Annotated in this window: 18 protein-coding genes and 1 tRNA gene; 5 read left to right on the plus strand and 14 right to left on the minus strand. The window is 64.8% G+C overall.

Going from position 1 to position 22,431, the window contains the following annotated elements; genetic code table 11:
- Positions 1 to 84: 84 nt before the first annotated feature.
- From SM753_RS12775 to SM753_RS12800, 6 genes are all read right to left on the minus strand, one after another.
- Positions 85 to 417 (minus strand): hypothetical protein, encoded by a 333-nt coding sequence (locus tag SM753_RS12775; protein WP_323191886.1) that lies wholly within the window; start codon positions 415 to 417, stop codon positions 85 to 87.
- Positions 418 to 573: 156 nt separating this feature from the next.
- Entirely contained in the window at positions 574 to 1,506 is a 933-nt protein-coding gene (locus SM753_RS12780) for a hypothetical protein (protein WP_323191887.1), read from the minus strand.
- Positions 1,506 to 2,696 (minus strand): ABC transporter ATP-binding protein, encoded by a 1,191-nt coding sequence (locus SM753_RS12785; RefSeq protein ID WP_323191888.1) that lies wholly within the window; start codon positions 2,694 to 2,696, stop codon positions 1,506 to 1,508. The genes SM753_RS12780 and SM753_RS12785 overlap by 1 nt, the downstream gene beginning before the upstream one ends.
- A gap of 28 nt (positions 2,697 to 2,724) precedes the next feature.
- Complete coding sequence (locus SM753_RS12790) at positions 2,725 to 3,621, minus strand: carbohydrate ABC transporter permease (protein ID WP_323191889.1); 897 nt, start codon at positions 3,619 to 3,621, stop codon at positions 2,725 to 2,727.
- The gene (locus tag SM753_RS12795; RefSeq protein WP_323191890.1) at positions 3,618 to 4,637 is read right to left on the minus strand and encodes a sugar ABC transporter permease; all 1,020 of its coding nucleotides are present in this window, start codon (positions 4,635 to 4,637) and stop codon (positions 3,618 to 3,620) included. The genes SM753_RS12790 and SM753_RS12795 overlap by 4 nt, the downstream gene beginning before the upstream one ends.
- Complete coding sequence (locus tag SM753_RS12800; protein WP_323191891.1) at positions 4,634 to 5,938, minus strand: extracellular solute-binding protein; 1,305 nt, start codon at positions 5,936 to 5,938, stop codon at positions 4,634 to 4,636. Before SM753_RS12800 ends, SM753_RS12795 begins: the two co-directional genes overlap by 4 nt.
- A gap of 125 nt (positions 5,939 to 6,063) precedes the next feature.
- On the opposite strand from SM753_RS12800, the gene SM753_RS12805 reads away from it, so the two are divergent.
- The 3 genes from SM753_RS12805 to SM753_RS12815 all read left to right on the plus strand — a co-directional run bounded on the left by SM753_RS12805 (position 6,064) and on the right by SM753_RS12815 (position 11,024).
- Complete coding sequence (locus SM753_RS12805; RefSeq protein ID WP_323191892.1) at positions 6,064 to 8,166, plus strand: glycogen debranching N-terminal domain-containing protein; 2,103 nt, start codon at positions 6,064 to 6,066, stop codon at positions 8,164 to 8,166.
- Positions 8,167 to 8,366: 200 nt separating this feature from the next.
- Positions 8,367 to 9,467 (plus strand): TrmB family transcriptional regulator, encoded by a 1,101-nt coding sequence (locus SM753_RS12810; protein ID WP_323191893.1) that lies wholly within the window; start codon positions 8,367 to 8,369, stop codon positions 9,465 to 9,467.
- A 114-nt stretch (positions 9,468 to 9,581) separates the two neighbouring features.
- Positions 9,582 to 11,024, plus strand: coding sequence for an aryl-sulfate sulfotransferase (locus tag SM753_RS12815; RefSeq protein WP_323191894.1), 1,443 nt, complete (start codon positions 9,582 to 9,584; stop codon positions 11,022 to 11,024).
- 158 nt (positions 11,025 to 11,182) lie between these two features.
- Here SM753_RS12815 and SM753_RS12820 read toward each other — a convergent pair whose 3' ends face one another.
- Positions 11,183 to 12,526 carry an aryl-sulfate sulfotransferase gene (locus tag SM753_RS12820; protein WP_323191895.1) on the minus strand — a complete coding sequence of 448 codons (1,344 nt, stop codon included), beginning with the start codon at positions 12,524 to 12,526 and terminating at the stop codon, positions 11,183 to 11,185.
- A gap of 482 nt (positions 12,527 to 13,008) precedes the next feature.
- Between SM753_RS12820 and SM753_RS12825 the strand changes: the two genes are divergently transcribed.
- The gene (locus SM753_RS12825) at positions 13,009 to 14,160 is read left to right on the plus strand and encodes a nitrate/nitrite transporter (protein WP_369335360.1); all 1,152 of its coding nucleotides are present in this window, start codon (positions 13,009 to 13,011) and stop codon (positions 14,158 to 14,160) included.
- A gap of 147 nt (positions 14,161 to 14,307) precedes the next feature.
- Here the strand turns inward: SM753_RS12825 and SM753_RS12830 are convergent.
- From SM753_RS12830 to SM753_RS12860, 7 genes are all read right to left on the minus strand, one after another.
- A tRNA-Gln gene (locus tag SM753_RS12830) sits at positions 14,308 to 14,380 on the minus strand.
- A 118-nt stretch (positions 14,381 to 14,498) separates the two neighbouring features.
- Entirely contained in the window at positions 14,499 to 14,930 is a 432-nt protein-coding gene (locus tag SM753_RS12835) for a metal-dependent transcriptional regulator (RefSeq protein WP_323191897.1), read from the minus strand.
- Between the two features lie 34 nt (positions 14,931 to 14,964).
- The gene (locus tag SM753_RS12840) at positions 14,965 to 15,465 is read right to left on the minus strand and encodes a ferritin-like domain-containing protein (RefSeq protein WP_135533481.1); all 501 of its coding nucleotides are present in this window, start codon (positions 15,463 to 15,465) and stop codon (positions 14,965 to 14,967) included.
- A gap of 132 nt (positions 15,466 to 15,597) precedes the next feature.
- Positions 15,598 to 16,809 carry a Fe-S cluster assembly protein SufD gene (sufD, locus tag SM753_RS12845; RefSeq protein WP_323191898.1) on the minus strand — a complete coding sequence of 404 codons (1,212 nt, stop codon included), beginning with the start codon at positions 16,807 to 16,809 and terminating at the stop codon, positions 15,598 to 15,600.
- Between the two features lies 1 nt (position 16,810).
- Positions 16,811 to 18,241, minus strand: a complete 1,431-nt coding sequence (gene sufB / locus SM753_RS12850; RefSeq protein ID WP_135533479.1) for a Fe-S cluster assembly protein SufB — start codon at positions 18,239 to 18,241, stop codon at positions 16,811 to 16,813.
- Between the two features lie 57 nt (positions 18,242 to 18,298).
- Positions 18,299 to 19,213, minus strand: a complete 915-nt coding sequence (locus tag SM753_RS12855) for an ABC transporter ATP-binding protein (protein WP_135533478.1) — start codon at positions 19,211 to 19,213, stop codon at positions 18,299 to 18,301.
- 163 nt (positions 19,214 to 19,376) lie between these two features.
- Positions 19,377 to 22,073, minus strand: a complete 2,697-nt coding sequence (locus SM753_RS12860) for a DNA-directed DNA polymerase (RefSeq protein WP_323191899.1) — start codon at positions 22,071 to 22,073, stop codon at positions 19,377 to 19,379.
- A gap of 153 nt (positions 22,074 to 22,226) precedes the next feature.
- Here SM753_RS12860 and SM753_RS12865 point away from each other — a divergent pair, with 153 nt between their 5' ends.
- Positions 22,227 to 22,400: a hypothetical protein gene (locus tag SM753_RS12865; protein WP_168192932.1), complete on the plus strand. Its 174-nt coding sequence runs from the start codon at positions 22,227 to 22,229 to the stop codon at positions 22,398 to 22,400.
- Positions 22,401 to 22,431 lie beyond the last annotated feature (31 nt).

The following is a 22,431-nucleotide window of genomic DNA, read 5'->3' on the forward strand; positions in this document are numbered from 1 at the left end:
TGAAAACCTGCACGCAAGCGCCTAGTTGTCCCGGGGCAGACTAGACTTCCCGTCGGCACGAACCGGACGGCTAGAGCGGTGCCATCAGACCTGTTCTCTAGCGGTAGCAAGGACGGCCCGGACGGCCGCGGCGTCGTTTAGCTCACACCGCTTCTCGTCGTGGTCGTAGCTCACGACCCCCGCCTCAGCCAGTCGCGGCAGGTGATTATGGCAGAGCGCTATCCGGGCGCTGGACAGCGAAGCCGAGTCCCGACGCTCAGCGATCCGCTCCGCGAGTTCGCGGACGGTGACCGTCACGTCCGATTCGAGTTCGTCGATAACGGTCCGTCTGTGCGGATGTGCGAGCAGATCGAACACTTCGTCGAACTCTTCTATCGTCCGTTCGCGGGAGACCGCGGTGAGGTTTTCAGCGTTCATATATCTTCACCTTCCGGAGTGGTGAATTCCTATCTCATAGTTCACGGCACAACCTATAAAAACTTCACCCCAACTGTTTAGCGTTCCAGAGAGTGAACGCTGTCTCCGTCGCTATCGACCCGACGCGATGAGGCGCTCTCGGAGGCGGGGCAGCGACTACCGCTCCGAGAGACTGCACCGTCTGAGTTCGAACGCTCCGTCGGTCCGGGCCACTTCCGCGAACAGTTCGCGCTCGTCTCCGTCGTCCAGAATATCGACGTACCGGCACGTCCCGAAGCTGTCGAGCCCGGTTTCGCCGCCGCTGACGGGTGCAGAGAGTGCGGGTTCGTCGGGGGTGGTGTCGACCGGCCGCCGGAGGTCCCGGGCTATCGCGACGCCGGTCCGGAGGTTCCACGTCGCGCCGTAATCGCCGGTGGCGCTCCCGTCGTAGAAGACGAGCCACACGGGGGCGTCCGGCGCGGGGCAGACCGCAGTGACGCGGGTGTGGTGGTCGTGCCATCCACTCCGGCCGAGGACCGGGTTGGTCTCCGCGCGCGTCCAGGTTTCGCCGTCCGCGCTCGTCGCCAGGTGGGCCTGCTCGGAGACGCCGTCGTGGCCCGCGTAGAACATGTAGTAACGGCCGCCGAGCGTGACGATACAGGGGTCCTTGACGGTCTCCTCGTCGGTCGTTCCCGGTTCCGGGACGAGTACGTCCCGTGCGGTGCCCGGGTCGAATCCGGACGGATCCGCTGCGGCGTCGAGTTTCTGGACGGTCCAGTCGTTCTCGCCGTGTTCCACGGGAAGATAGCAGTGCAGGTCGTCGGTCCGCGGGTCAGTGACCAGCGCGGGGCGCTCGACGCTGACCGCGCCGAGGGCGTCCGCCGTGAGACGGACTCGCTCGTCGAACTCGTCCGGTGCAGTCCGCTCGTACACAGCAACAGCGTAGCCCCGCCTTTCGGGGTCGCGCCACCGGACGGCGAGATAGGTCGTTCCGTCGTGCCGGTGGACGCAGGGCGCTCCGACCCAGTGGCCCTCGCCCCCGTCCGACGGTTCGAACACCGTTTCCGCGCCGTCGAGGTCGACCGCCGGAAGGCGTGCGTACCCGGTCATCACCGGTCACCTTCGGGTGCGGCAGCCTCCGATTCGGCCTGCTCACCCGTCGCGATCCGCTGCCCCGTGTCGGCGTCGAAGGGGTGGAGTCGCTCGGGTGGGAACCGGACCGCCAGCGTTTCGCCGACGCTGACGGAACTGCGTCCGGGGACTCGGGCGGTGATTTCCGGACAGCCCGCCGCTTCGAGGTAGACGTACCTGTCCGCGCCGCGGAACTCGTCGAAGGCGACGGTCGCGTCGAACCAGCCGTCGTCCCGACGCCGCTCGGGTTCTACCTCGACGTGTTCGGGGCGGATACCGAGCACCACCGCGCTGTCGTCCTCGATGCCGCCGACACCGACGGGCACGGTCTGTGAGTCGTTGGTCTCCTCGCCTGCGGGTTCGACTCCCGCGGTCGCGGCCTGTGGGTCGGCAGCGTCTTCGTCACTCCCTATCTCCACTGTATCCACGTCGGAATCGTACCGTCCGCGGAGGAGGTTCATCGCGGGACTACCGACGAACCCCGCAACGAACACCGACGCGGGCGACCGGTAGACTTCCTCGGGAGTCCCGACCTGCGCTATCCGGCCGTCCCGTACGACGGCCACGCGGTCACCCATGGTCAGCGCCTCGGCTTGGTCGTGCGTGACGTGAACCGTCGTGACGCCGAGGTCGTCCTGTAGGCGGGCAATTTCCGTCCGCATCCGCTCGCGGAGGCTCGCGTCGAGGTTCGCTAGCGGTTCGTCGAGCAGGAACGCCGCGGGTTCGGTGACGATCGCGCGACCCAGCGCGACGCGCTGTTTCTGCCCGCCCGAGAGTTCGTCGATGGACCGGTCTACCAGCCCGCCGATCTCCAGTATCTCGGACACGTCCTGAACGCGGTCGTCGGCGTCGTCGTACCCCTGCATCCGGAGGTCGAACGAGAGGTTCTCGCGGACGGTCAGGTGCGGAAACAGCGCGAAGTCCTGAAAGACGAGGCTGACGTCGCGCTTGCGGGCGGGCAGGTCGGTCACGCGTCGTCCGTCGATCACTACCTCGCCAGCATCGGGGTGCTCCAGGCCGGCTATCGTCCGGAGCAACGTCGTCTTCCCGCATCCGGACGGGCCGACAAGGACGAGCAACTCCCCGTCGCGGACGCGGAGGTCGACGCCCGTCACCGCCGTCACTCCGTCGTACGATACGTCGATACCGTCGAGTTCGATGTCGGTCATGGTCGGTCACTCTCGGTGTCTGTCGCCGTCATCTCCGCCCTCCGCCGAACCGGCCCGAAAGCCCGGCGACGAACTGGCGCTGGAAGGCGGCGACCAACACCAGTACTGGGACCATTGCCCAGAGGCTCGCCGCGCCGAGAAGCGGCCAGTTCACGACCCCTCTGCGGGAGATGAACTCGTAGAGCCCCACCGGGAACGTCCACACCGCCTGGCTGGACGTGAACGTGAGCGGGATGACGAACTGGTTCCACGAGACTACGAACGCGAAGACGGCCGTCGCCCCGACGGCGGGACGCGCCAGCGGGAGGACAACGAGAAACGCCCGCAGTCGCGTCGCGCCGCCGACGCGGGCGGCTTCTTCGAGTCCCTCCGGGAGGGTGTCGAAGTACTCCTTGATCAGCCAGATACCGACGGGGACGACCATCACGGTGTCAGTGACTATCACAACGGCCAGCGTGTCGAGTAGCCCGGCGGCCGCAAACAGTTGATACAGCGGCGTGACGAGGGCGAGCAGGGGTATCATCTGGACGAGTAGTACCGCGAGCATGAACGCTCGCTCGTACCGCAGGTCGTATCGGGAGAGCGCGTACCCCGCCGGCGTCGCGATGACGACGGCCAGAACCACCGTCAGGGCGGAGACGACGACGCTGTTTACGAAGTACGTCGGGAACGCGGTTTCGGCGAGGACGGCAGTCAGGTTATCGAATGTCACCCGGCCGGGAAACAGCGGCGGCGGCACTTCGATCCCCTCCTGTGGACGGAACGCGGCCGAGAACAGCCAGTACAGCGGGAGCGCGATGAACGCCGCGCTCGTCGCGAGGGTGACCACCGTCGCGGCACGGGCGGCCGTCCGCTCCGGGTAACGACGGGCGGCACGCAGTCGGTCGCGAGCGTGATACCGCAACGCTATCAGACGAGACCTCATCGCGCACCCCCGTTTCCACGGTCGAACGCGACCAGATAGAGCGCGACGACGGCGACGTTGAGTCCGAACAGGATCACCGCAACAGCGTTGGCCCGCCCGAACGCCCCCACGTCGAACGCCGTCTCGTACATGTACAGCGACAGCACCTCGGTCGCGTGGAGCGGACCGCCGCCGGTCATGACGAAGACGATGTCGAAGACGTTCACGGTGAACAGTGTGACCAGCACGAGGTTCATAGCGACGAACGGCCACAGCAGCGGGACGGTAACGTGGCGGACGGTCTGGACCGGGGACGCGCCTCCGACGTCGGCGGCCTCGTACAGTCGCGACGGGATGCTCTGGAGGCCACTGGTCTGGAAGATGAGCGAGAACGGGACCCCGCGCCAGACGGTGGCGACGATGACGGCGGCCATCGCCCACCGGGTGCTGTTGAGCCAGGTCGGCGGGGTCGCGACGCCGAGCGCCCGCAACGTCTCGTTGACGATCCCCATCCGCGGGTGGAACATGAACTGCCACGAGAAAGCGACGATGACGCCCGTCGTCGCCCACGGGAGGACGAACGCCAACCGGAACAAGCGCGTCAATCGACCGCCGAGCCACCGCCGTTCGAGCAACAGCGCGAGCCCCAGGCCCACGGCGACCTGTCCCAGCACGCTCGCGCCGACGAACACGACGGTGTTTCGCATCACCGTCGCGAAAACGGGGTCCGAGACGACGGTGGCGTAGTTCGACACCCCGACGAACTGCTGGTCGGACAGGTTGATGAGTACCACCTCGTGGAGGCTGAGTTCGACTGCCCGGACGACCGGATACACGACGAGAGAAGCGACGAGAGCGAGCGCGGGGACGAGAAAGAGATACGGGAGACGACGGTCGACGGCCTCGAAGACGCGTTCCGTTAGAGTGAGGGCCGGTTCTCGGCGGTCGGCTATAGCGCCGTCCGGTTCTCGCCGAGCGACTGTAGCGCCGTCCGGTTCTCGGTGGTCGGGTCGCGTGGTCCCGGCGTCGTCAGTCATCCGAGTTTCGACCGTACCTCCTCTGCGGCCGCGTTCAGCGCCGTCTCGGGCGCTTGCTCGTCGAACGCTACCTGCTGGAGGGCGGGCCCGAGCGAGTCGGCGACGACCGGCCAGTTCCGGACGGGCCGTAGCCTCGTTTCGGACAGGATGTCGCGGACGGTATCGGCGTAGAGGATCTCGGCCCACACCTCGTCCTCGTCCTGAAGCGACTCTCTGGTTGGGATCTCTCCGGCCTCGGCGGCGAGGTGTTGCATGAACTCCCGCTCCGTCGCGATTCGGAGGAAGTCCCGCACGACGCCGGGATGGTCGGTGTCCTCGAACGCGGTCCACACGTGGCCGCCGCTCATCGTCGCCGTCTCTCCCCCCGCCGGCCGAGGTGTGGGCGCGAAGCCGAACCGCTCGACCATCTCGGAGTTTTCGTTGCCGAGGTTGCGCCAGAAGTAGTCCAGCCACGACCCCTCGACGACGGTGATGGCGTACTGCCCCTGAAGGAACTCGCGGGCGGTCTGTGCGCTGTTTCGGTACGCCGGGTCCGGCGGACCCACGCGCCGGCCGTTGTAGAGGTCGTCGAGGAACGCGGCGGCTGACGCGCCCGGCAATTCCTGAAAGCGGGGTTCGGTGCCGTCGTCGCTCATCACGCTCCCGCCCGCCGAGAAGAGGTTCACGGTCCAGCGGCCGCCGTTGACGAACTGGGTCGCGCCGTACCTGCCGGGCGGGTCGTGGAGGGTCTCGGCGGCGTCTAACAGTTCCGGCCACGTCTCCGGCGGCGATTCGGGGTCGAGACCCGCGTCCTCGAACGCCGCTTTGTTCCAGTACATCCCGCGAACGTCTGTCGTCGTCGGAAAGGCGTACTGATGCCCGTCGAATCGAGTGGTTTCGACGAACGGGTCGAGGAAGTCGTCGAGGTCGGTGTCGTCCGCCACCGCGTCCAGTTCGAGGAGAACGCCGGCGTCGACGAACGCGCCGAGCCATATCTGGTCGAGCGCCGCGATGTCGGGCGCGTTCCCGCCGCCGACGCGCCTCTGTAACTGGCTCCGCATGTTCTCGTAGGGGATCTGGGTGAACTGGAGGTCGACCTCGTCGTCGTACGCCGCGTTCAGTTCGTCGACGATAGGCTGGAACATCGCTTTCGTCCGTGCGCCGGCTACCTCGACGTATTCGAGCGTGATACCGGTACCACCGCTAGTCCCCAGAATCCGCGAACACCCCGAGATCCCCGCGAGGCCGCTACTCCCCACTGCAGCGAGTAGCGACCGCCTGCTTGCGGTCGGCCGCTCGGCGGAATGTCCAGCGGCAAACATCTTCGTCAACCACAGGAACTCCCTCCCGCATAAACGTAGGGAATCGGACGACAGTGCAGCTGTTGACCACCACGTGTAGTGGTGAATATAAAAACCCTTTTGGCGCTCCCCTCGGAGTCGGGACTGTGAACACTCTGGTGGACGGCGTGACGTACCTCGTCGCCGACGAGCGATCCGACGCGGGAGGGCTGTACCACGGCGATACGCGCTATCTCCTCCCGTTGGCCGCGGATGTTGCGGGGATCGATCTGACGCTGGTCAGCGACGACCGCCGCCCGCCGACGCGACGGACGAGACGGTACGCGAGCGTCGGAACGACGGTAAACGAGATCTCCGACACCGTCACGACCAAGCACGCGACCGTCGCCCTGACCCGCCGACAGACGGTCAGCGAAGGCGCGGTAGTCGAGCAGTTCGACCTGCACAACCACTTCCCGGAGGAGCGAACGTTCGAGGTCACGGTTCGCTTTGACGCCGATTTTACCGACATCTTCGAGGTCCGCGGGATCCACGAGGCGACCGACCGAGCGGTCAGTACGACCGTCGACGACCGCACCGTCACGTTCGCCTCCGACCAGGCGGACGGGAACGGGGGGACGACACTCTTGGAGACGACAGTTACGTTCGACGCCGAACCGACGCGTCTCGACCACTGCACGGCGACGTTTTCCCCGACGCTCTCGCCGCAGGAGCGCTGGCGTACCACCGTCGAGGTTGTCCCCCGCGGCGAGTCCACCGTTCGGGCGACGCCGTCACCTGCAGGCGACGGAGCGGCGGAAAGCGGTGAGGGGGCAGTCGGCGAGACGAGCAACGGCGACAGTGACGAACCACTCAGCGAGACGAGTAACGGCGACGCTCACCGCGAGCGCGTGGCGGGTGACGAGGGACGCCCGGAAACTCGCAGCGACGGCCCGTTCATCCTGGACGGGCCGATCCGTACCGGGAACGCGGAGTACGACCGGATCTTTCGACAGGCTCGCCGGGACGTATCGGCACTGACGACCGTCACCGATCAGGGGCCGGTGCCCCTCGCCGGCGCTCCCTGGTTCGTCACAGTGTTCGGCCGCGACTCCCTGCTTTCCTCGTACTCGCTGTTGCCGGTCGCGCCGGCGCTCGCCCGGGGAACGGTCCGGTATCTGGCGGCCCGACAGGGCACCTGTACCGACGAACGCCGCGATGAGTCACCGGGGAAGATCCTTCACGAGATCCGGCGTGGAGAACTCGCCCGGACTGGTGCTATCCCGCAGACTCCCTACTACGGCTCCGTCGACGCGACGCCGCTGTGGGCGGTACTGCTCCACGAAACGTGGCGATGGACCGGTGACGACGAACTCGTGACGGACCTGTGGGGCGCTCTCGACGCCGCTCTGGACTGGATCGAACGGCAGGTTGAGGCCGTCGGGGACAACCCGTTTCTCTACTACCGGGAACTCGGCCTCGGCGGCGTCGTCCACAAGGTGTGGCGCGACAGCGCGAACGGGGTCCAGCACACGGACGGCACGCAGGCGTCGCCGCCGCTCGCCAGCGCTGCGGTACAGGGGTACGTGTACGACGCGCTGACGAGAGCGGCGGAGTTGGCGTCCGCCGTTCGCGGTGACGACGAGCTAGCGAGCGATCTCACGGCCCGCGCGGCGGCGCTCGCGGCGCGGTTCGACGAGGCGTTCTGGATGCCCGACCGGGAGTTCTACGCCGCCGCGCTGACCGTCGACGGACGGCAGGTCGACACGGTCATCTCGACGGTCGGTCACTGTCTCTGGTCGGGCATCGTCCCGGACCGCCGGGGCGACGCCGTGGCGGACCGCCTGCTGGACCCTGCCCTGTTCTCGGGGTGGGGCCTCAGAACTCTGAGCGCGGACGACGACGGGTACAGCCCCGTCTCGTACCACGCCGGCGGGGTGTGGCCTCACGACAACGCGCTGGTCGCTCTCGGTCTGGCACGCTACGAGCGCCACGACGACGCCGAAACCGTCGCCGCGGCTCAACTCGACGCGCTGTCTCGGATCGACGGAGAGAGCGCGCCGGAACTGTTCTGCGGGTTCGACGGCGTCGTGGACCCCGTTCCGTACCCGTCCGCCTGCCGACCGCAGGCCTGGGCGGCGGCCGCACCGTTCGCCTTCCTTCGGGCCGTGTTCGACCTCGCCCCGGCACCGCTCGATCCCTGTTCCGTCCGGGAGTCGGACGCGTTCAGTTCGAACGCGGCCGTCCCAGTTGTCGATGCGTGGGAATGACCGATACTTGCGGCTGTACGTCCTTGTAGACGTTCGCCGTACCGATCCGGCGAAGCCCCACAATCGGTTACAGCCGACAGTACGTGATACCATTGACCACTGTCTTCGAAGGTTATTTGACCGAACCGGGTAGTGCACACAGCATGAACCGAGACCGACGGCAGAGTTGTCAGCGCGGGGGAGGGACCGGGGGAGCGTAGATGGACGACTCGATCGTCGACCTCCTGCAAGAGATCGGTCTGACTGAGTATCAGTCGCGCGCCTACGTCGCCGCAGTGAGTCTCGGCACCGCTCGCCTGTCGGCGTTGTCCGACGAATCGGACATCCCGCAACAGCGGATCTACGACGTGGTCGACGACCTCAAGAAACTCGGCCTTCTCGAAATCCACGAGGGGAGCGGTGGGAAAGAGGCCGTGGCCGTGCCGCCGGAAGTGGGGCTGACCGAACTGAAAGAGCAACGCTTGGACCGGTTCGAGTCAAACGTCGACACCGCGATAGCCGACCTCGGACAGCGGTTCGACGAGGTCGACACGTCGATGGGCTTTGTCACCGTCGTGAACCACGAATCGTCGACGCGTCGCCACATCCGTGATGCGGTAGAGAGCGCGGAGTGGTGGCTCTTTCTCTCGTTGCCGATGGACTGGTACGCCGACCTGCGCGGGGACATCCGCTCGGCGCTAGAGCGCGGCGTGACCGTCCGCTTGCTCGTCCAGGCGGACGATAGGGCAACGGTCGAGGACGCGGCGTTTCCCGACGGGTTGGTCGTCCGTCACCGACCGTCGGCTGACCTGGTCGTCGCCGCCGACCGGGAGTACGGCGTCTTCCGCGGCCTCGCGTCGCCTGCTGTGACCCGCCCGTCGCTGATCACGAGAGACGAGAGCATGGTCGAGATGTTCCAGCGGTACAGCGAGCAGTTCTGGATGGGGTCGAAACGGATTCAGACTGAGTTCTCTTATCCCCGGCGCTATCTCACACCCTGGCGAGCTATCATCGACCACATCGACCTTATGGGTAGTCAGCAGGGCGAACCGGAACAGTCGGACGGACAGGAACCGCAAGTCAGCGGTGACATCAGTGTGTACGTCGAGGGTCACAACACCGACACGGGTCGCAGCGGAACCTGGGAGGGTCAAGTAGTGGACTACGTGTTCGAAAGCTCGTTAGACGCCGAGGAGACGTTCGTCCTTCCCGAGGTGGCGCGTCTCGTCGTCGAGACGGACGACGGTCAGGTGACCGTTGGCGGGTGGGACGCGATTCTGGAAGACGTCGCCGCTCACGGGCTCGAAATTCGTCGCCCGTAACGCGAACGTTCGGCAGCGGTGCGGGTCGATGGGTTCGGGTCCCTGATCGGAACTTGCGTTCTCTCCGGAGGTCGACACCACAAGGAATTCGTAGCGGTGCTTCCCAGAGAGCGTATGGAATTGGACCGTGACGCACTCCCTCCGCGTCGTTGGCTCGTCCGGGGCGCCCTCGCAGTGTTCGTCTGCGTCCTCCTCGCACCGGGCGTGTACGCCGCGTTCAACCCGCAGTCGGTCGAACTCGGCCCCGGGACAGTCGAGCGAACGGCCGATAACGAGACGTACGTCAGCATTCAGGGGTTCCACTTCGACGGCACCGGTGACCCCAAAAAGCCCGCCCGTCTCGTCGCCGCCGACGAGAACGCCGAACTCCTCTGGAACTTCGACGGCGAGGAGGTCGGCGCGCGCTGGTTCTACGACGTTGACCCGATGGCGAACGGGAACCTCTTCGTTACTTCCACCAATCCCGGCGGAACCGTCGTCTTCGAGTTCGACCCGGAGACGAACGAACCGGTCTGGACCGAACAGTACGACCTAGAGGACACCCACAACGTGGATTACATCTCCGACGACCGATTGCTCGTCGCCAACATGCGCGAGTACGAGAACGGCGTCAGCAACGACCGCCTGTTCATCGCGGACAACGCGACCGGCGAGACTGAGTGGGAATGGCAGTTCCGCGACCACTACTCCGAGGACACGGACGGCGGGTTCGGCGAGGACTGGACCCACGTCAACGACGCTGAAGTGATCGGCGACGGCGACCGGTACGTCCTGGCGTCGCCGCGGAACTTCGACCAGTCGATAGTCATCGACCGCGAGACCGACGAGATCGTCATGCGACTCGGCGAGGACGACAACCACGATATCCTCTTCGAACAGCACAACCCGGACTACTTCGAACGGGCGGACGGGACGCCGGTCATGGTCGTCGCCGACAGCGAGAACGACCGCGTCGTCGAGTACGAACGGAACTGCGGCGACGCGGACCCCCGACTCGGAGCCGGGACGCCGCCGGATGAATGTTCGTGGGAACGAACCTGGTCGGTCGACGGGTTCAACTGGCCCCGCGACGCCGACCGCCTGGAGAACGGGAACACGCTCGTCACGGACACGCTGAACCACCGCGTCGTCGAAGTGACGCCCCAGGGTGAGGTCGTCTGGGAGTTCCACGCCGGGTGGGCCCCGTACGACGCCGAACGAGGGGAGAAAGGGTCGAACGGACCGGCAATAAGCGAACAGGGTGCGTCGGGGAGCTACACGGTACACGGCGGTGACGACGAGGGGCCGGCGGGCCGCTACACCGTCGCCGACGCGATCATCGACGTGGGCTCGGGAACGGTCATCGAGGACGAGACGAACGAACTGGCGACCCGCTGGGCGCATGTCGAACCGTGGGTCCGACCGGTGTGGATGGACTCGTGGACGGCGCTTTCAGTGGCTCTCGGTGGCGTCCTCGCCGTCTTCTGGGGGCTCAGCGAGGTAGTCTTCAACCGCCGTCGCCTGTTCGCTGCCGTCCGCAACCGCTTCGACCGCTTCAGCAGTCAGGTACGCGACTGAGAACCGGAGCAGTCCGCTTTTTCGCTTCACTCTCCGGTTCGCTCTCGGCTTCAGCACTGGCAACTCTCCGACACATCTCTCGCGTCCACTGGCGACTTCCCACACCCTCGGCTGACGGCTCCGTGTAAACGCTCGAAACGGCAGGTGTACTCCTCTTCTCAACTCCACTGGCGGTACGCCAGTGCCGCCAGTGCGACCACCACGACGCTCCCGGCTGCGAGGGGAACAACCGGAATTTCGGTTCCGTCACCCGTGACGATACTGCCGTTCGACATCGAAACGCCGCTCGTTTCCTCCTTCGAGTCGCCGTTCGTTTGACGGGCGAATTCGTACATCGACGCCGCGCACTTCTCGATGTCCTCGCCGGTGAAGTTAGCGCCCCCGCGGGCCTCGTAGCTCCCGTTTGCACCAAGTTCGCGCATCGTCGGCCCGTCGGACTCGTCGACGTTACCCCGCTCGGCGTCGTACGGTTCCCACGGCGTGTACACCTCCCAGACGACCTCGCCCTGGGGGTTCACCTCGACCAGTCGGTGGCCCATCCGGTCGGCGATGAGCGTGTTCCCGTTCTCCAGGCGGTCGGCGTCTCGCGGTTCGTCCATCCCTGTCACCGCCCAGACGCGGTCCCACGACTCCGTCTCGTCGTCGTACGCGTACTCGACGACGCGGTCGTTCTCGCTGTCGGCGACCAGCACGGTTCGCTCGCCGTCGGGGCCACGCAGGTGGTCCGGGTTGTGCTGTTCGTTCAGTATGTCGTAGTTGTCGTCCTCGCCGAGCATGAGGTCTACCTCGCCCGTCGTTCGGTTGACGAACGCGACCTGGTCGAAGTTCCGAACCGAGATCATGAACTGGTCGTCGCCGACGGCTTCGACGTCGTTGAGATGAGTCCAGTCCTCGGCGGGACCGCCGCCGCTCTCGGGGAACACCTCGGGGTGGTCCTCGAACCGCCACTCCCAGACGACCTCACCGCGGGTCCGGTTGTACACGAGGAGACGCTCGTGCCCCTCGCCCTTGTCCGCGATCACTATCTCGTGTTCGTTGAGTCGGTCGGCGTCGTGGGCGTCGATCACATGCGGGTTCTCGTCGCTTTCCGGTTCTTCGAACCGCTCCAGCCAGACGTACTCGTTCTCGTCCGGGTCCAGACGGCCGACCAGCGAGACGCCGTGTTCGGTCGTCGCGAACAGGAGGTCGCCGTTGTCCATCGGGTCGACGTCGTAGGCCCACGAACGGCCGTGAGCGGACGCGTTCCGCGCCCACTCGAACGAACCGTTCGGCGCGAACGAGACGAGCATGGCCGGTTTCTTCACGTATCCGTCGTCCGTCAGCCGGATCCCCTGGATGCTTATCAGGGTCTCCTCGTCGGGTTGCTCCGTCATCGTTCCCACGCAGGGGTTGGGTGGACCGTCAGGGCTCGATTCCTGTGTGGCGTCCGCCACGACGGTGGCGGGCATAGCCATCGCCGGGACCGACAGCACGACCACTATTCCGAGTAGGAGGGTACGCATATACGGTCAGTGAGAGGCATTCGTAATGAATCTTCTCTGACCGACCGCCGAAAACGACCCGCCCACCGCGAGACGAATCCAACGAGGATACCAGAAGGGATGGCGCGACGGATCGAAACTCCGATGCGAGGCATATCGACAGACAGCAACGCGACCGGATCGCGTCGAAAGGCAACACTGTGGTCGTTCCCGGAACGGACGACGAATCGGCCGCGTACTGGCTCGTCTCCGAAGACGGCGAGGAGTCCCCGGTCGGGAGTCATACGGACCGTAAACGGGAGCCCGAACCGCGGCCGCCGCGCCCGACTCTACTGCGATGTCGGACACGTTTGACCGGATCTCCACCGCCGGGCTGTCGCTCTGTTATTACGACAGCTTGATACGAGGGGCGGAGAAACCACGGTTCAGTGCCGAGTAGCGAGCGTCCACAGGAAACAGTCGAGACCGGCAGGACGACCGCCAGCGACCGATCAGGGACGGGTCTGATCGTGGGAGCGAGCCTCATGTCGATCGCCCTCGGTGCGTACGAACTCGTCCCGGCGAGCGTGACGCCGTTGATCCGGAAATCTCTCGGCGTCGGTCCGTCTTCCGCGGGACTCGTCGTCAGCGTCATGTTCGGAACTGCCGTCGTCGCGAGCGTCCCCGTCGGTATCGTCCTCGACCGAACCAACTCCCGCCGGGCGGTCGCGGTCGCCGTCGGCGTCCTCCTGATCGCCGGTATCTGGGGCTGGTTTGCCGCAACCGCTGGTTCGTTCCGGTCACTGCTCGCCTCGCGGGTGCTTGGCGGCATCGCCTACGTCGTCGTCTGGAACGCCGGCATCGACATCGTCGGCCGGGCGTTCGACGCCAGCCGCCAGGCGTCGGCCGTCGCGACGTTCACCGCCAGCGGGCCTATCGGCTTCGCCATCGGACAGGGAACGGGTCCGATCGTCGCCGCGACGTTCGGCTGGCCGGCGGTGTTTCCCGTATTTACCGGCCTCGCCGTCGTCGGACTGGCTGTGTTCTGGCCGACCAGCCGCGGGCTGGGACGAGCCACGGATACGCCGACGCCGACGCTGCAGGATCTCCGGTCCGTCGTCACGAACCGACAGGTCCTGCTCGTCTGCGGGCTCGGGTTTCTCGGCTACGCGCTCTATCTCTTCGTCAACAGCTGGGCACCGTCGTACTTCGCAGAGGAAGTCCACCTGTCGCTGGCGGTCAGCGGCGCGCTCACCGCGCTGTTTCCCGCAGTCGGCGCGCTCTCGCGAATGACCGGCGGCGTCCTGTCTGACCGTCTGTTCGGCGGTCGTCGCAGACCGGTCATCCTGCTTTCGTTCCTCGTCGCCGCGCCGGTCATCGCCGGGTTCACCGCCATCCGGACCGTCCCCGTGGTCGTCGCCGCGCTCCTCGTTGCGGGGTTCGCGATCCAGCTCTGTCTCGGTCTCGTGTTCGCCTACGTCCGCGAACTCGTCGCGCCGGAAGTGGCCGCCACGGCCGTCGCCCTCCTGACCAGCATCGGCCTCGCCGGCGCGTTCGTCGCTCCCATCGCCGCCGGCGCGCTGATCGGAGCGACGGGCTACGGGACGGCGTTCGTGGTGGCGGGAGCCGTGGGCGTCGTCGGTATAGCGCTCGCGTGGTTCGCACCGGAACCGTAGTTTCGACAGCGGAGCGTTCGGCTGTCTCCGAAGTGATCTAAGAACGGTGTTATTGTCCCGGGCGGGTCAAATCCTCTCGTCCTTTGGGTTTTTGGGTGCGGAATCCGCGAGGAGACTCGCCGCTAGCGTAGTTGCTCACGGCAGAAGTAGTCCCGGGCGGATTCGAACCGCCGTCGTGGGCTCCAAAGGCCCATATGATTGGCCACTACACCACGGGACTGCACTGTCTGCTTTCCGGTCCCGCAACGCTTCCGCGTTCGCGACTTCTAGGGGACTTCGGATAACAGTACTCGCCTGGTCCGTTTATGAGTTACCGTTTCGTCCGACGGAACCGCCGCTCAGTCAGCACTCTCGACGACCGGTTCGAGATACTCGCACTTGTCTTCCCCGGCATCGAAGCAGTCGGGACATTCCGCACGGCGGTCGATGATGGTGTCGAGTCGCTCCGCGACGGTGTCGTCGATGACGCTCTCCAGGGCGCGGGCCTCGCCGCGGAAGTCCTCGACTTCGAGGACGTTGGCGAGGAAGCGCTCGATGATGCAGTAGGTCTGGAGCGCGTCCTCGGCCTGTGCGATGCCCTCGTCGGTGAGCGTGACGCCCTTGTACTTCTCGTGGTCGGCCATGCCCCGCTCTTCGAGCTTTCCAATCATCTCGTTGACGCTGGCGGGGCTGACATCCAGCATGTCTGCGAGCGTTCCCGTCGCTGCCGGACCGTCCTCCAGTCGCTGTGCGAGGTAGATCGCCTTTAGATACTGGTCTCCCGTGTTCATGCGTTACCCCCTCGCCGCCGATGTGTGTCCCAGTTCATTCTCGCCGCTCCATGATCTCTGTGACTTCTTCGACGCCCTCTTCCTCCTCCGCTCGGATCGACTTCAGCGTGTCGAGGAGTCGGTCGCGGTCGACGGCGTAGTCGGCGTCGCTCGCCTCGACCGCCTCGATGAGGTCGTCGTAGAACTTGTAGGCCGTCTCTTCGTTACAGAGCGCATCGTACAGCACTCCGTCGAAATCGTCCGGACTCGTCTGGCCGTACTGGGCCTCGACCAGTCGTTCGATCTCCTCGTAAGCGACGGTGTCCGCGTCGAGTTCTTCGACCAATCCTTCCAGCCGTTCCCGGTGCTCCTCGGACTCCTCGGCGGCGTGTTCGAGCAAGTGGACTATCTCGTCGCCGAGTTCCTCCCGTTCGTCCGCAGCGAGGGATTCGAGGTGGCGATAGGCGCGCGCCTCGACCACTTCCTCCAGCACGACACCTATCTGGAGGAGTCGCGCGAGCTGGTGGTCAGTCGAGACACGTTGACCCAGACTCATATCTACCGTTCAGTGCGGGGGTCACTTAACCCTCCCTACTTTACCGAACTGCGAAACCGGGGAGAAAACAGGTCACGTCTCGGTACTCGCGGACTACGCCGGCCGTGTTCCCGCGGTCACGAAATGGCCGCTTTACTCGCGCAGCCTGGCCGCGACGAGATCCGTCAGATCGTCGCGGAGTTCGTCGACGGCGACCTCTTCGAGCACTGGCACGAAGAAGCCCTCGACGAGCATGTTCTCCGCGCTCTCGGGGTCCGTCCCGCGGGTTTCCATGTAGAACAGGTCTTCGTCGCTGACCTGCCCGACCGTGGCGCTGTGAGACGCCTCGGTGTCGTGGTTGTTGATGATCAGTTTCGGGGACGCGTCGGCCTCGCTCTCGTCCGAGAGCATCAGCGTGTTCTCGCGCTGGTAGGAGTTGGTGTCCCACGCGTCGCTGCCGACGTCCTGAACGCCCTCGTAGACGGAGCGCGCCTCGTCGTCGAGGGCACCGCGCGTCACGAGGTCGGCCGTCGTGTGCTCGGCCTCGTGCCAGACGCGGGCGTTCACGTCGAAGTGCTGGTCCCCGTGACCGAAGAACGCACCGACGATCTGGCTCTCCGAGGAGTCGCCTTTCAGGTACGTCTCGACGGAGCTTTTTGTCAGCCGGGAGCCGATGTTGCCCTCGATCCAGTCGATGGTGGCGTACGTGTCGGCGTGACCGCGCTTGAGCGTGTAGTTGTACGTCTCCTCGTCGACGTTCTGGAGGGAGCCGTACTGGACGTTGCTGTTCTCGCCGGCCGCGACCTCGACGATGCCGGAGTAGTAGCGTTCGCCGTCCACGTCCTCGCCGGTGGACTGCCGTTCGAGGATCGTGACCGAGGCGGACTTCTCGGTGATGACGAGCGTGTAGTTGAACAGTGACTGGCTGTTCATCTCGGTGCGGATCTTCACGTCCTCGGCGTCGACGCCTTCGGGGACGTAGACGACCGTCCCGGTGCTAAACAGCGCCGTCGACAGCGCCGTCAGGTAGTTGTCCTGCGGGTCGACGACGGAGCCGAAGTGCTCCTTGAGGAGCTCCTCGTGTTCGTCGACGGCCTCGGCAAACGGCAGAACCTCTGCCTCGTCCGGACCGACCTGGTCCTTGTTCTCGGCGGCGTTGAGCGGGTCGACGAACCCTTCGAAATCGAGGTCGTGGAGGTTCGTCCACTCGCGGCCGGGCGTCCGGATGACGCTCGGCATCGCCAGGTCGTCCAGCGCGTCGAGCGCCTCCAGCCGCGTTTCGAGGAGCCACTCCGGCTCCCCGAGCGATTCCGAGATCTCTCGTACCGTACCCTCGTCGAGGGCGGCGTGTACCTGCGTACTCATGTTATCCGAGGCTCCCTTCCATTTCGAGCTCGATGAGGCGGTTGAGCTCGACCGCGTACTCGATGGGCAGTTCTTCCGTGATGGGCTCGATGAACCCGGCGACGATCATCTGCTTGGCGTCGTCGTCGTCCAGTCCGCGGGACTGGAGGTAGAAGACGTCCTCGTCGCCGATCTTCCCGACGGTCGCCTCGTGGGCGACATCGACTTTCGACTCCTGGATCTCCATGTACGGCATGGTGTCCGACGTGGACTCGTTGTCGAACATCAGCGCGTCGCACTCGACGGACGTGGAGGAGCCCTCCGCGCCGTCGGCGATGTGGACGAGACCGCGGTAGTTCGTGCGGCCGCCGTCTTTCGCGATAGATTTGGACTCGATGGTGGACTTGGTGTTCGGCGCGTTGTGGTACACCTTCGCGCCGGTGTCGATGTCTTGGCCCTCGCCCGCGAAGGCGATGGTGATGTGATTGTCAGTCGCGCCGCGGCCCTTGAGGATGGTCGACGGGTACAGCATGGTCGCTTTCGAACCCATGCTACCGGAGACCCACTCCATCGTGCCGCCCTTCTCGCAGATGGCGCGCTTGGTGTTTAGGTTGTACGTGTTCTTCGACCAGTTCTGCACGGTCGAGTACTGAACGTGGGCGTCCTCGCCGACGAACACCTCGACGCCGCCGGAGTGGAGGTTGTGGCTGCCGTACTTCGGGGCGGAACAGCCCTCGATGTAGTGGACTTCGGAGCCTTCCTCGGCGATGATGAGTGTGTGTTCGAACTGGCCCATCCCCTCGCTGTTCATTCGGAAGTACGCCTGAACGGGCATCTCGACTGTGACGTCCTCGGGGACGTACACGAACGAGCCGCCGGACCAGACAGCGCCGTGCAGCGCGGCGAATTTGTTGTCGCTCGGGGGGACGCACTTCGTCATGAAGTACTCCTTGACGAGTTCGGGGTGCTCCCGAACGGCCTCGTCCATGTTACAGAAGACGACGCCTTTCTCCTCCCACTGCTCCTGCATGTTCTGGTAGACGACTTCGCTCTCGTACTGAGCGCCGACGCCCGAAAGCGCCTTGCGCTCCGCTTCGGGGATGCCGAGCTGTTCGAAGGTGTCCTGAATGTCTTCGGGGAGGTCGTCCCAGTCGTCAGCGCCGGAGCGCTTGTCGACGTCCGGTCGGATGTACGGTACGATCTCCTCGATATCCAGCTCCGTCAGGTCCGGCTGGCCGGGCCAGTCGGTCGGGAGCGGCATCTCGTGGTACTGCTTCAGCGAGCGGAGGCGGCGCTCCAGCATCCACTCGGGCTCGTCCTTGTCGTCGCTGATCATCCGGACGACTTCTTCGGTCAGTCCCTTGCCCGAGGTCACCGCCGCGCTTTCTTCTTTCTTGAATTCGAAGCGCTTCTCGGTGTCGGTCTCTTTTAGGTGGTCTTGTTCTGAGCTCATTGTTGATATTATCGTTTAAGGTTCTGGGCTTATAGCGTTGGTTCTAGTTGAATCCGGTTACGCCGTCTCGTAGAACTCTTCGCGCACCCAGTCGTACCCGTTGTCTTCGAGTTTCTCTGCGAGTTCCGCACCGCCGCTCTTGGCGACCTTCCCGTCCAGCATGACGTGGACGTGGTCGGGTTCGACGTAATCTAAGATCCGCTGGTAGTGAGTGATCTGGAGAATGCCGGTGCCCTGCTCGTCGCGGAGGGCGTTGATGCCCTTCGAGACGTCCTGCAGGCGGTCGATGTCGAGGCCCGAGTCGATCTCGTCGAGCACGGCGACCTCGGGTTCGAGGATAGCTGCCTGGAGGACCTCGTTTTGCTTCTTCTCACCGCCGGAGAAGCCGGCGTTGAGGTAGCGCTGGGCGAACTTCTCGTCCATGTCGAGCTGTTCCATCTTCTCGGAGAGGATCTGCTGGAACTCGGCGACGCCGACTTCGCCCTCGTCCGCGGGACCTTCCATCGGGGAGGTGTCGTAGCCCGCTTCCTCCTCTTCCTCTTCGTGTTCGTCCTCGTCTTCGAACAGCTCTTCCCGCTCTTCGAGTTTGGCGTTGAGAGCCGTGCGGAGGAAGTTCGTCATCGTGACGCCCTCGATCTCGGCGGGGTACTGGAAGCCGAGGAACACGCCGAGCGCGGCGCGCTCGTTCGGTTCCAGGTCGAGCAGATCCCAGGTACGCTTGTCCTCCGGGATCTCGAACGCCCCGCCGAAGTCGCCATCTTCGAGGTGAAGGAGCACTTCTCCCTCGGTGACTTCGTAGGCCGGGTGACCGGCGATAACCTTGGCCGTCGTCGACTTTCCGCTCCCGTTCGGTCCCATCAGGGCGTGGATCTCGCCCGACTTCACCTCGAGGTCGACCCCGTCGAGAATCTGCTCGTCTACGCCCTCTTCAGCGACTTCCGCGTGGAGATTGTTGAGTTCTAATGTTGCCATGCTGGATGTTCCTCTGGTGTCTGAACGAAGGTCAGTGCGCCCCATAATGCTTTCGCATTTCGCCGTATTCGATTTCGTTGTCGGGAAAATAGATTTTCTATTACGGAAACGATCACCGGCCGTTTGCCTGATCGATCCGGGTCCGTTCGGACACGCGAACGTGTCACATGAAACTGCTCAGCCCCGTCTGCTCCTGTCCTGACTTGACCTCGTCCCAGGAGATATCGAGAGCTTCGAGAATGCGTGCTATCGGTCCCTTGAGCGTCTTGTCGAGCATCTTGTCCCAGTCGATCTCGAACTCCTCGGGGATCTGGTCCGCGTACTCGAAGCAGATGACGTCCGGGTCGCTCTTGAACGCGCCGTACACCGGGTCGCGTTGCGGGTCGAACCCTTCCTCCGCTTCCAGACGGCGGAAGAAGTCGGGGTGTACTTTCTCCAGGTAGAGCCGTTTCGGTTTGCTCCCGCGGGCGAAGTTCGTTCCGAGCAGGGCGTTCGCGTACTTCGCTCCCCGGACCTGCGCGGTGTCCGTGTCGTAGTTGTTCAGACGCTTGCCGATGCCGCCGGGGATCCCCACGTCGTCCAGATTGACGTTGCCGCTCTGGTAATCCTCGATGACCTCGTGGACGTAGTCCTTGACGGCTTCCTTGTCCTTCCCGTGGACGATCATGTCGATAACCTGCTTCTGGACGCGTTTCGTGATCGGCGCGATGTCCGAGCGCTGGTACTCGAACCCCGTGATGTCGACGTCGTCGACTTCCTTGCCCTCCTTCCAGACGATGTGGCCCGCGTAGCGTTTCTTCTTGCCCGCCTGGAAGAAGCGCCGATAGAGTTTCTCGAACTCGATCTGGAAGCGGTGTTCCCGAGCGTTCAGTTCCTCGCTCGCGAACTCGTCGTACGACCCGTTGATGTGTTCCTCGATCTCGAATGACTGCTCGATGGCCTCGTCGACGGAGATGTCGCCGCCGAGTTCGAGCATGACGCTATCGGTGTCGCCGTACGCCACGTCGTAGCCGATCTCGTTGGCCGCTTCCTCGGTGAAGTTGATCACCTCGCGACCCGTCGCCGTCACCGCCGCGCCCATCTCCTTGTCGTAGAGGCGGAACCGGTCCCACCCGAGAACGCCGTACAACGAGTTCATTATCACCTTCACCGCGGCCTGCTGGCGGTCGAACAGGTCGTACCGCTCGCTGTCGGGGTCGTGTTCGCTTCGCATCGCCTTTTTCTGTTCGCGCTCCTCCAGCAACTCGTCGACCATCTCCCGGATGATGCCGTCCGGTTCCTTCCGGAAGTGGGTGCCGTTGGGAGCGACGAACGTGTCGCCGTCGTACGTCTGGGGGTCGACTTTCGTCTCCGGTGACGCGTTCGTCGTCACCATGCACATCGGGTACAGCGACTTCAGGTCGAGGACGGTGACGTTCTCGCGGACGCCCGTGATCGGTTCGAACACCGCGCCGCCCTCGTAATCCTCGCTTTCCTGTTGTCCCTTCGAGGGGAGGGCGAAGTTGCCGTGGACCTTGTGCAGAACGTACAGGTCCACCGCGTCGCCGGGCGTCGTCGCGTCCTCTAGCTTACACCCGACGAACGCGCGCACCTCGTCCCAGAACGCGATGATGTCTTGCTTCCGGTCGAGTTCGACGCACAGTTCCACGTCCTTGACGTTGTATTCGAGCAACTGCTTCGGGTCGTTCTCCCAGAGGTCGCCGATGTCGCCCGTGTACCGCTCCTTGCCGACGCCGAGTTCAGTCTCGCCGACGGCGTCCAGTCGGTACGACTCCAGTTCGGTGAACTGCGTCCGCTTGTAGGCGTACAGCAGGTCGAAAACGACCCGTCCCTTGATGTCCGGGCCACCCCAGTCGCTGCGCCACACCTCGTCGACGCGCGAGAGGCGGTCGATGGAGAGGTCGTACTCGTGGTCGTAGCTCTGGAGGACTTCCATGCGGTCGAGGAAGTACGGAGCGTCGAAGTCCTCGAAGTTCCATCCGGTCAACACGTCGGGGTCCGTCTCCTCGATATAGCTCACGAACGCGTCGAGCATCCCCTCCTCCTCGTCGAACGTCCGAACCTCGATGTCTGCGTCCTCGCGCATCGGGTCGTAGTCCGACAGTGACTCGGGCGCATCGACGCCGCCGACCGGCGCGTCGTACAGCCAGGCGACGTACTGCTCGTCGTACGTGTCGTAGCTGGTGAGACAGATGATCGGTTCCTCGCCGTCCTCCGGGAACCCCGAGCGGTCGTCGACCTCGATGTCGAAGACGTTCACTCGCGGGTCCGAATCGCCCTCGACGGGTTCGACCTCCTCGTGCGGGACACGTATCGTGTCGTCGTTCGCACGGCGCTCGGGGACGCGGATCCCGTTACCGATGTCCTTGTCGATGAGAAACCGGTTCGGGAAGAGGATGTCCGCCTCGTAATGCTCGAACCGGTCCCGGATGTTCCCGACGTCTCGGGGCGTCCGGCCGTAGATCTTCGTCAGTTTCTCGCCGCGGATGCTCTCGTGGCCCTCCTCCCAGCCGGTGATCCGACCGTCGTCGAGTTTCTCGTCGTCCAGCGTATCCGTCGGCGCGTAAAAATACGGCTGAAAGCCCAGAACCTCGACGTGTTCTATCCTCTCGTCCGCAGTACGGCCGAACACGTGGATGATCGGTCGCTCGTCTTCGCCGCTTCCGGCGATGGTGTAGTCCACCTGCATCACCGTGAGATCGACCGTCCCCCGGGCGTCCGGGACTGCCTCCTCCAGTGGATCGACGACCTCCGAGGTCGGCTGTCCGCCGTTGCCGGCGACGGCCTGCGCCTCCCCGGCGGGACGCTCGCCGCCTCCGTCCTCGAACTCGCCGAGCCCTGTCTGGCCCGAATCAGTCATGTACTGCGGGTTAGAACCCGCCGATAAAAACGTCTGGGTTACCGTCCTCGGCCGTCTTCCGACGGCCGGGTTTCATCTCCCTGCCGGAACGTGTAACACAGACGGCAACAAGACCTTTAATGTGGTAACACTTAACATAATCTGGAGGAGAAGATGTCTGACCACGCAAGCGCTCACGGCGAGCACAGTGCGGACCTGCCCGAACCGGACGGCGTTGACTCGGTCGAAGCGTACGAGACCGAGAACGGAGTCGTATTTTACGACGCCGAGAACCCGCTTGCGTGGCTCGAGACAGCCGAGACGGTCTCGCTTCGCGATCAAGCGTAGTTCGGTCCGGAACGCATAACCGGCCGACTGA

Source organism: Halostella sp. PRR32 (assembly GCF_034808085.1).
GTDB lineage: Archaea > Halobacteriota > Halobacteria > Halobacteriales > Natronoarchaeaceae > Halostella > Halostella pelagica.

Coding starts and splice junctions, on each gene's coding strand:
- SM753_RS12800 (WP_323191891.1), bottom strand. CDS start 5,938: ATGTTTGCCGCTGGACATTCCGCCGAGCGGCCGACCGCAAGCAGGCGG.
- SM753_RS12780 (WP_323191887.1), bottom strand. CDS start 1,506: ATGACCGGGTACGCACGCCTTCCGGCGGTCGACCTCGACGGCGCGGAA.
- SM753_RS12775 (WP_323191886.1), bottom strand. CDS start 417: ATGAACGCTGAAAACCTCACCGCGGTCTCCCGCGAACGGACGATAGAA.
- SM753_RS12795 (WP_323191890.1), bottom strand. CDS start 4,637: ATGACTGACGACGCCGGGACCACGCGACCCGACCACCGAGAACCGGAC.
- SM753_RS12810 (WP_323191893.1), top strand. CDS start 8,367: ATGGACGACTCGATCGTCGACCTCCTGCAAGAGATCGGTCTGACTGAG.
- sufD (WP_323191898.1), bottom strand. CDS start 16,809: ATGAGTACGCAGGTACACGCCGCCCTCGACGAGGGTACGGTACGAGAG.
- sufB (WP_135533479.1), bottom strand. CDS start 18,241: ATGAGCTCAGAACAAGACCACCTAAAAGAGACCGACACCGAGAAGCGC.
- SM753_RS12860 (WP_323191899.1), bottom strand. CDS start 22,073: ATGACTGATTCGGGCCAGACAGGGCTCGGCGAGTTCGAGGACGGAGGC.
- SM753_RS12820 (WP_323191895.1), bottom strand. CDS start 12,526: ATGCGTACCCTCCTACTCGGAATAGTGGTCGTGCTGTCGGTCCCGGCG.
- SM753_RS12840 (WP_135533481.1), bottom strand. CDS start 15,465: ATGAGTCTGGGTCAACGTGTCTCGACTGACCACCAGCTCGCGCGACTC.
- SM753_RS12835 (WP_323191897.1), bottom strand. CDS start 14,930: ATGAACACGGGAGACCAGTATCTAAAGGCGATCTACCTCGCACAGCGA.
- SM753_RS12865 (WP_168192932.1), top strand. CDS start 22,227: ATGTCTGACCACGCAAGCGCTCACGGCGAGCACAGTGCGGACCTGCCC.
- SM753_RS12855 (WP_135533478.1), bottom strand. CDS start 19,213: ATGGCAACATTAGAACTCAACAATCTCCACGCGGAAGTCGCTGAAGAG.
- SM753_RS12785 (WP_323191888.1), bottom strand. CDS start 2,696: ATGACCGACATCGAACTCGACGGTATCGACGTATCGTACGACGGAGTG.
- SM753_RS12815 (WP_323191894.1), top strand. CDS start 9,582: ATGGAATTGGACCGTGACGCACTCCCTCCGCGTCGTTGGCTCGTCCGG.
- SM753_RS12790 (WP_323191889.1), bottom strand. CDS start 3,621: ATGAGGTCTCGTCTGATAGCGTTGCGGTATCACGCTCGCGACCGACTG.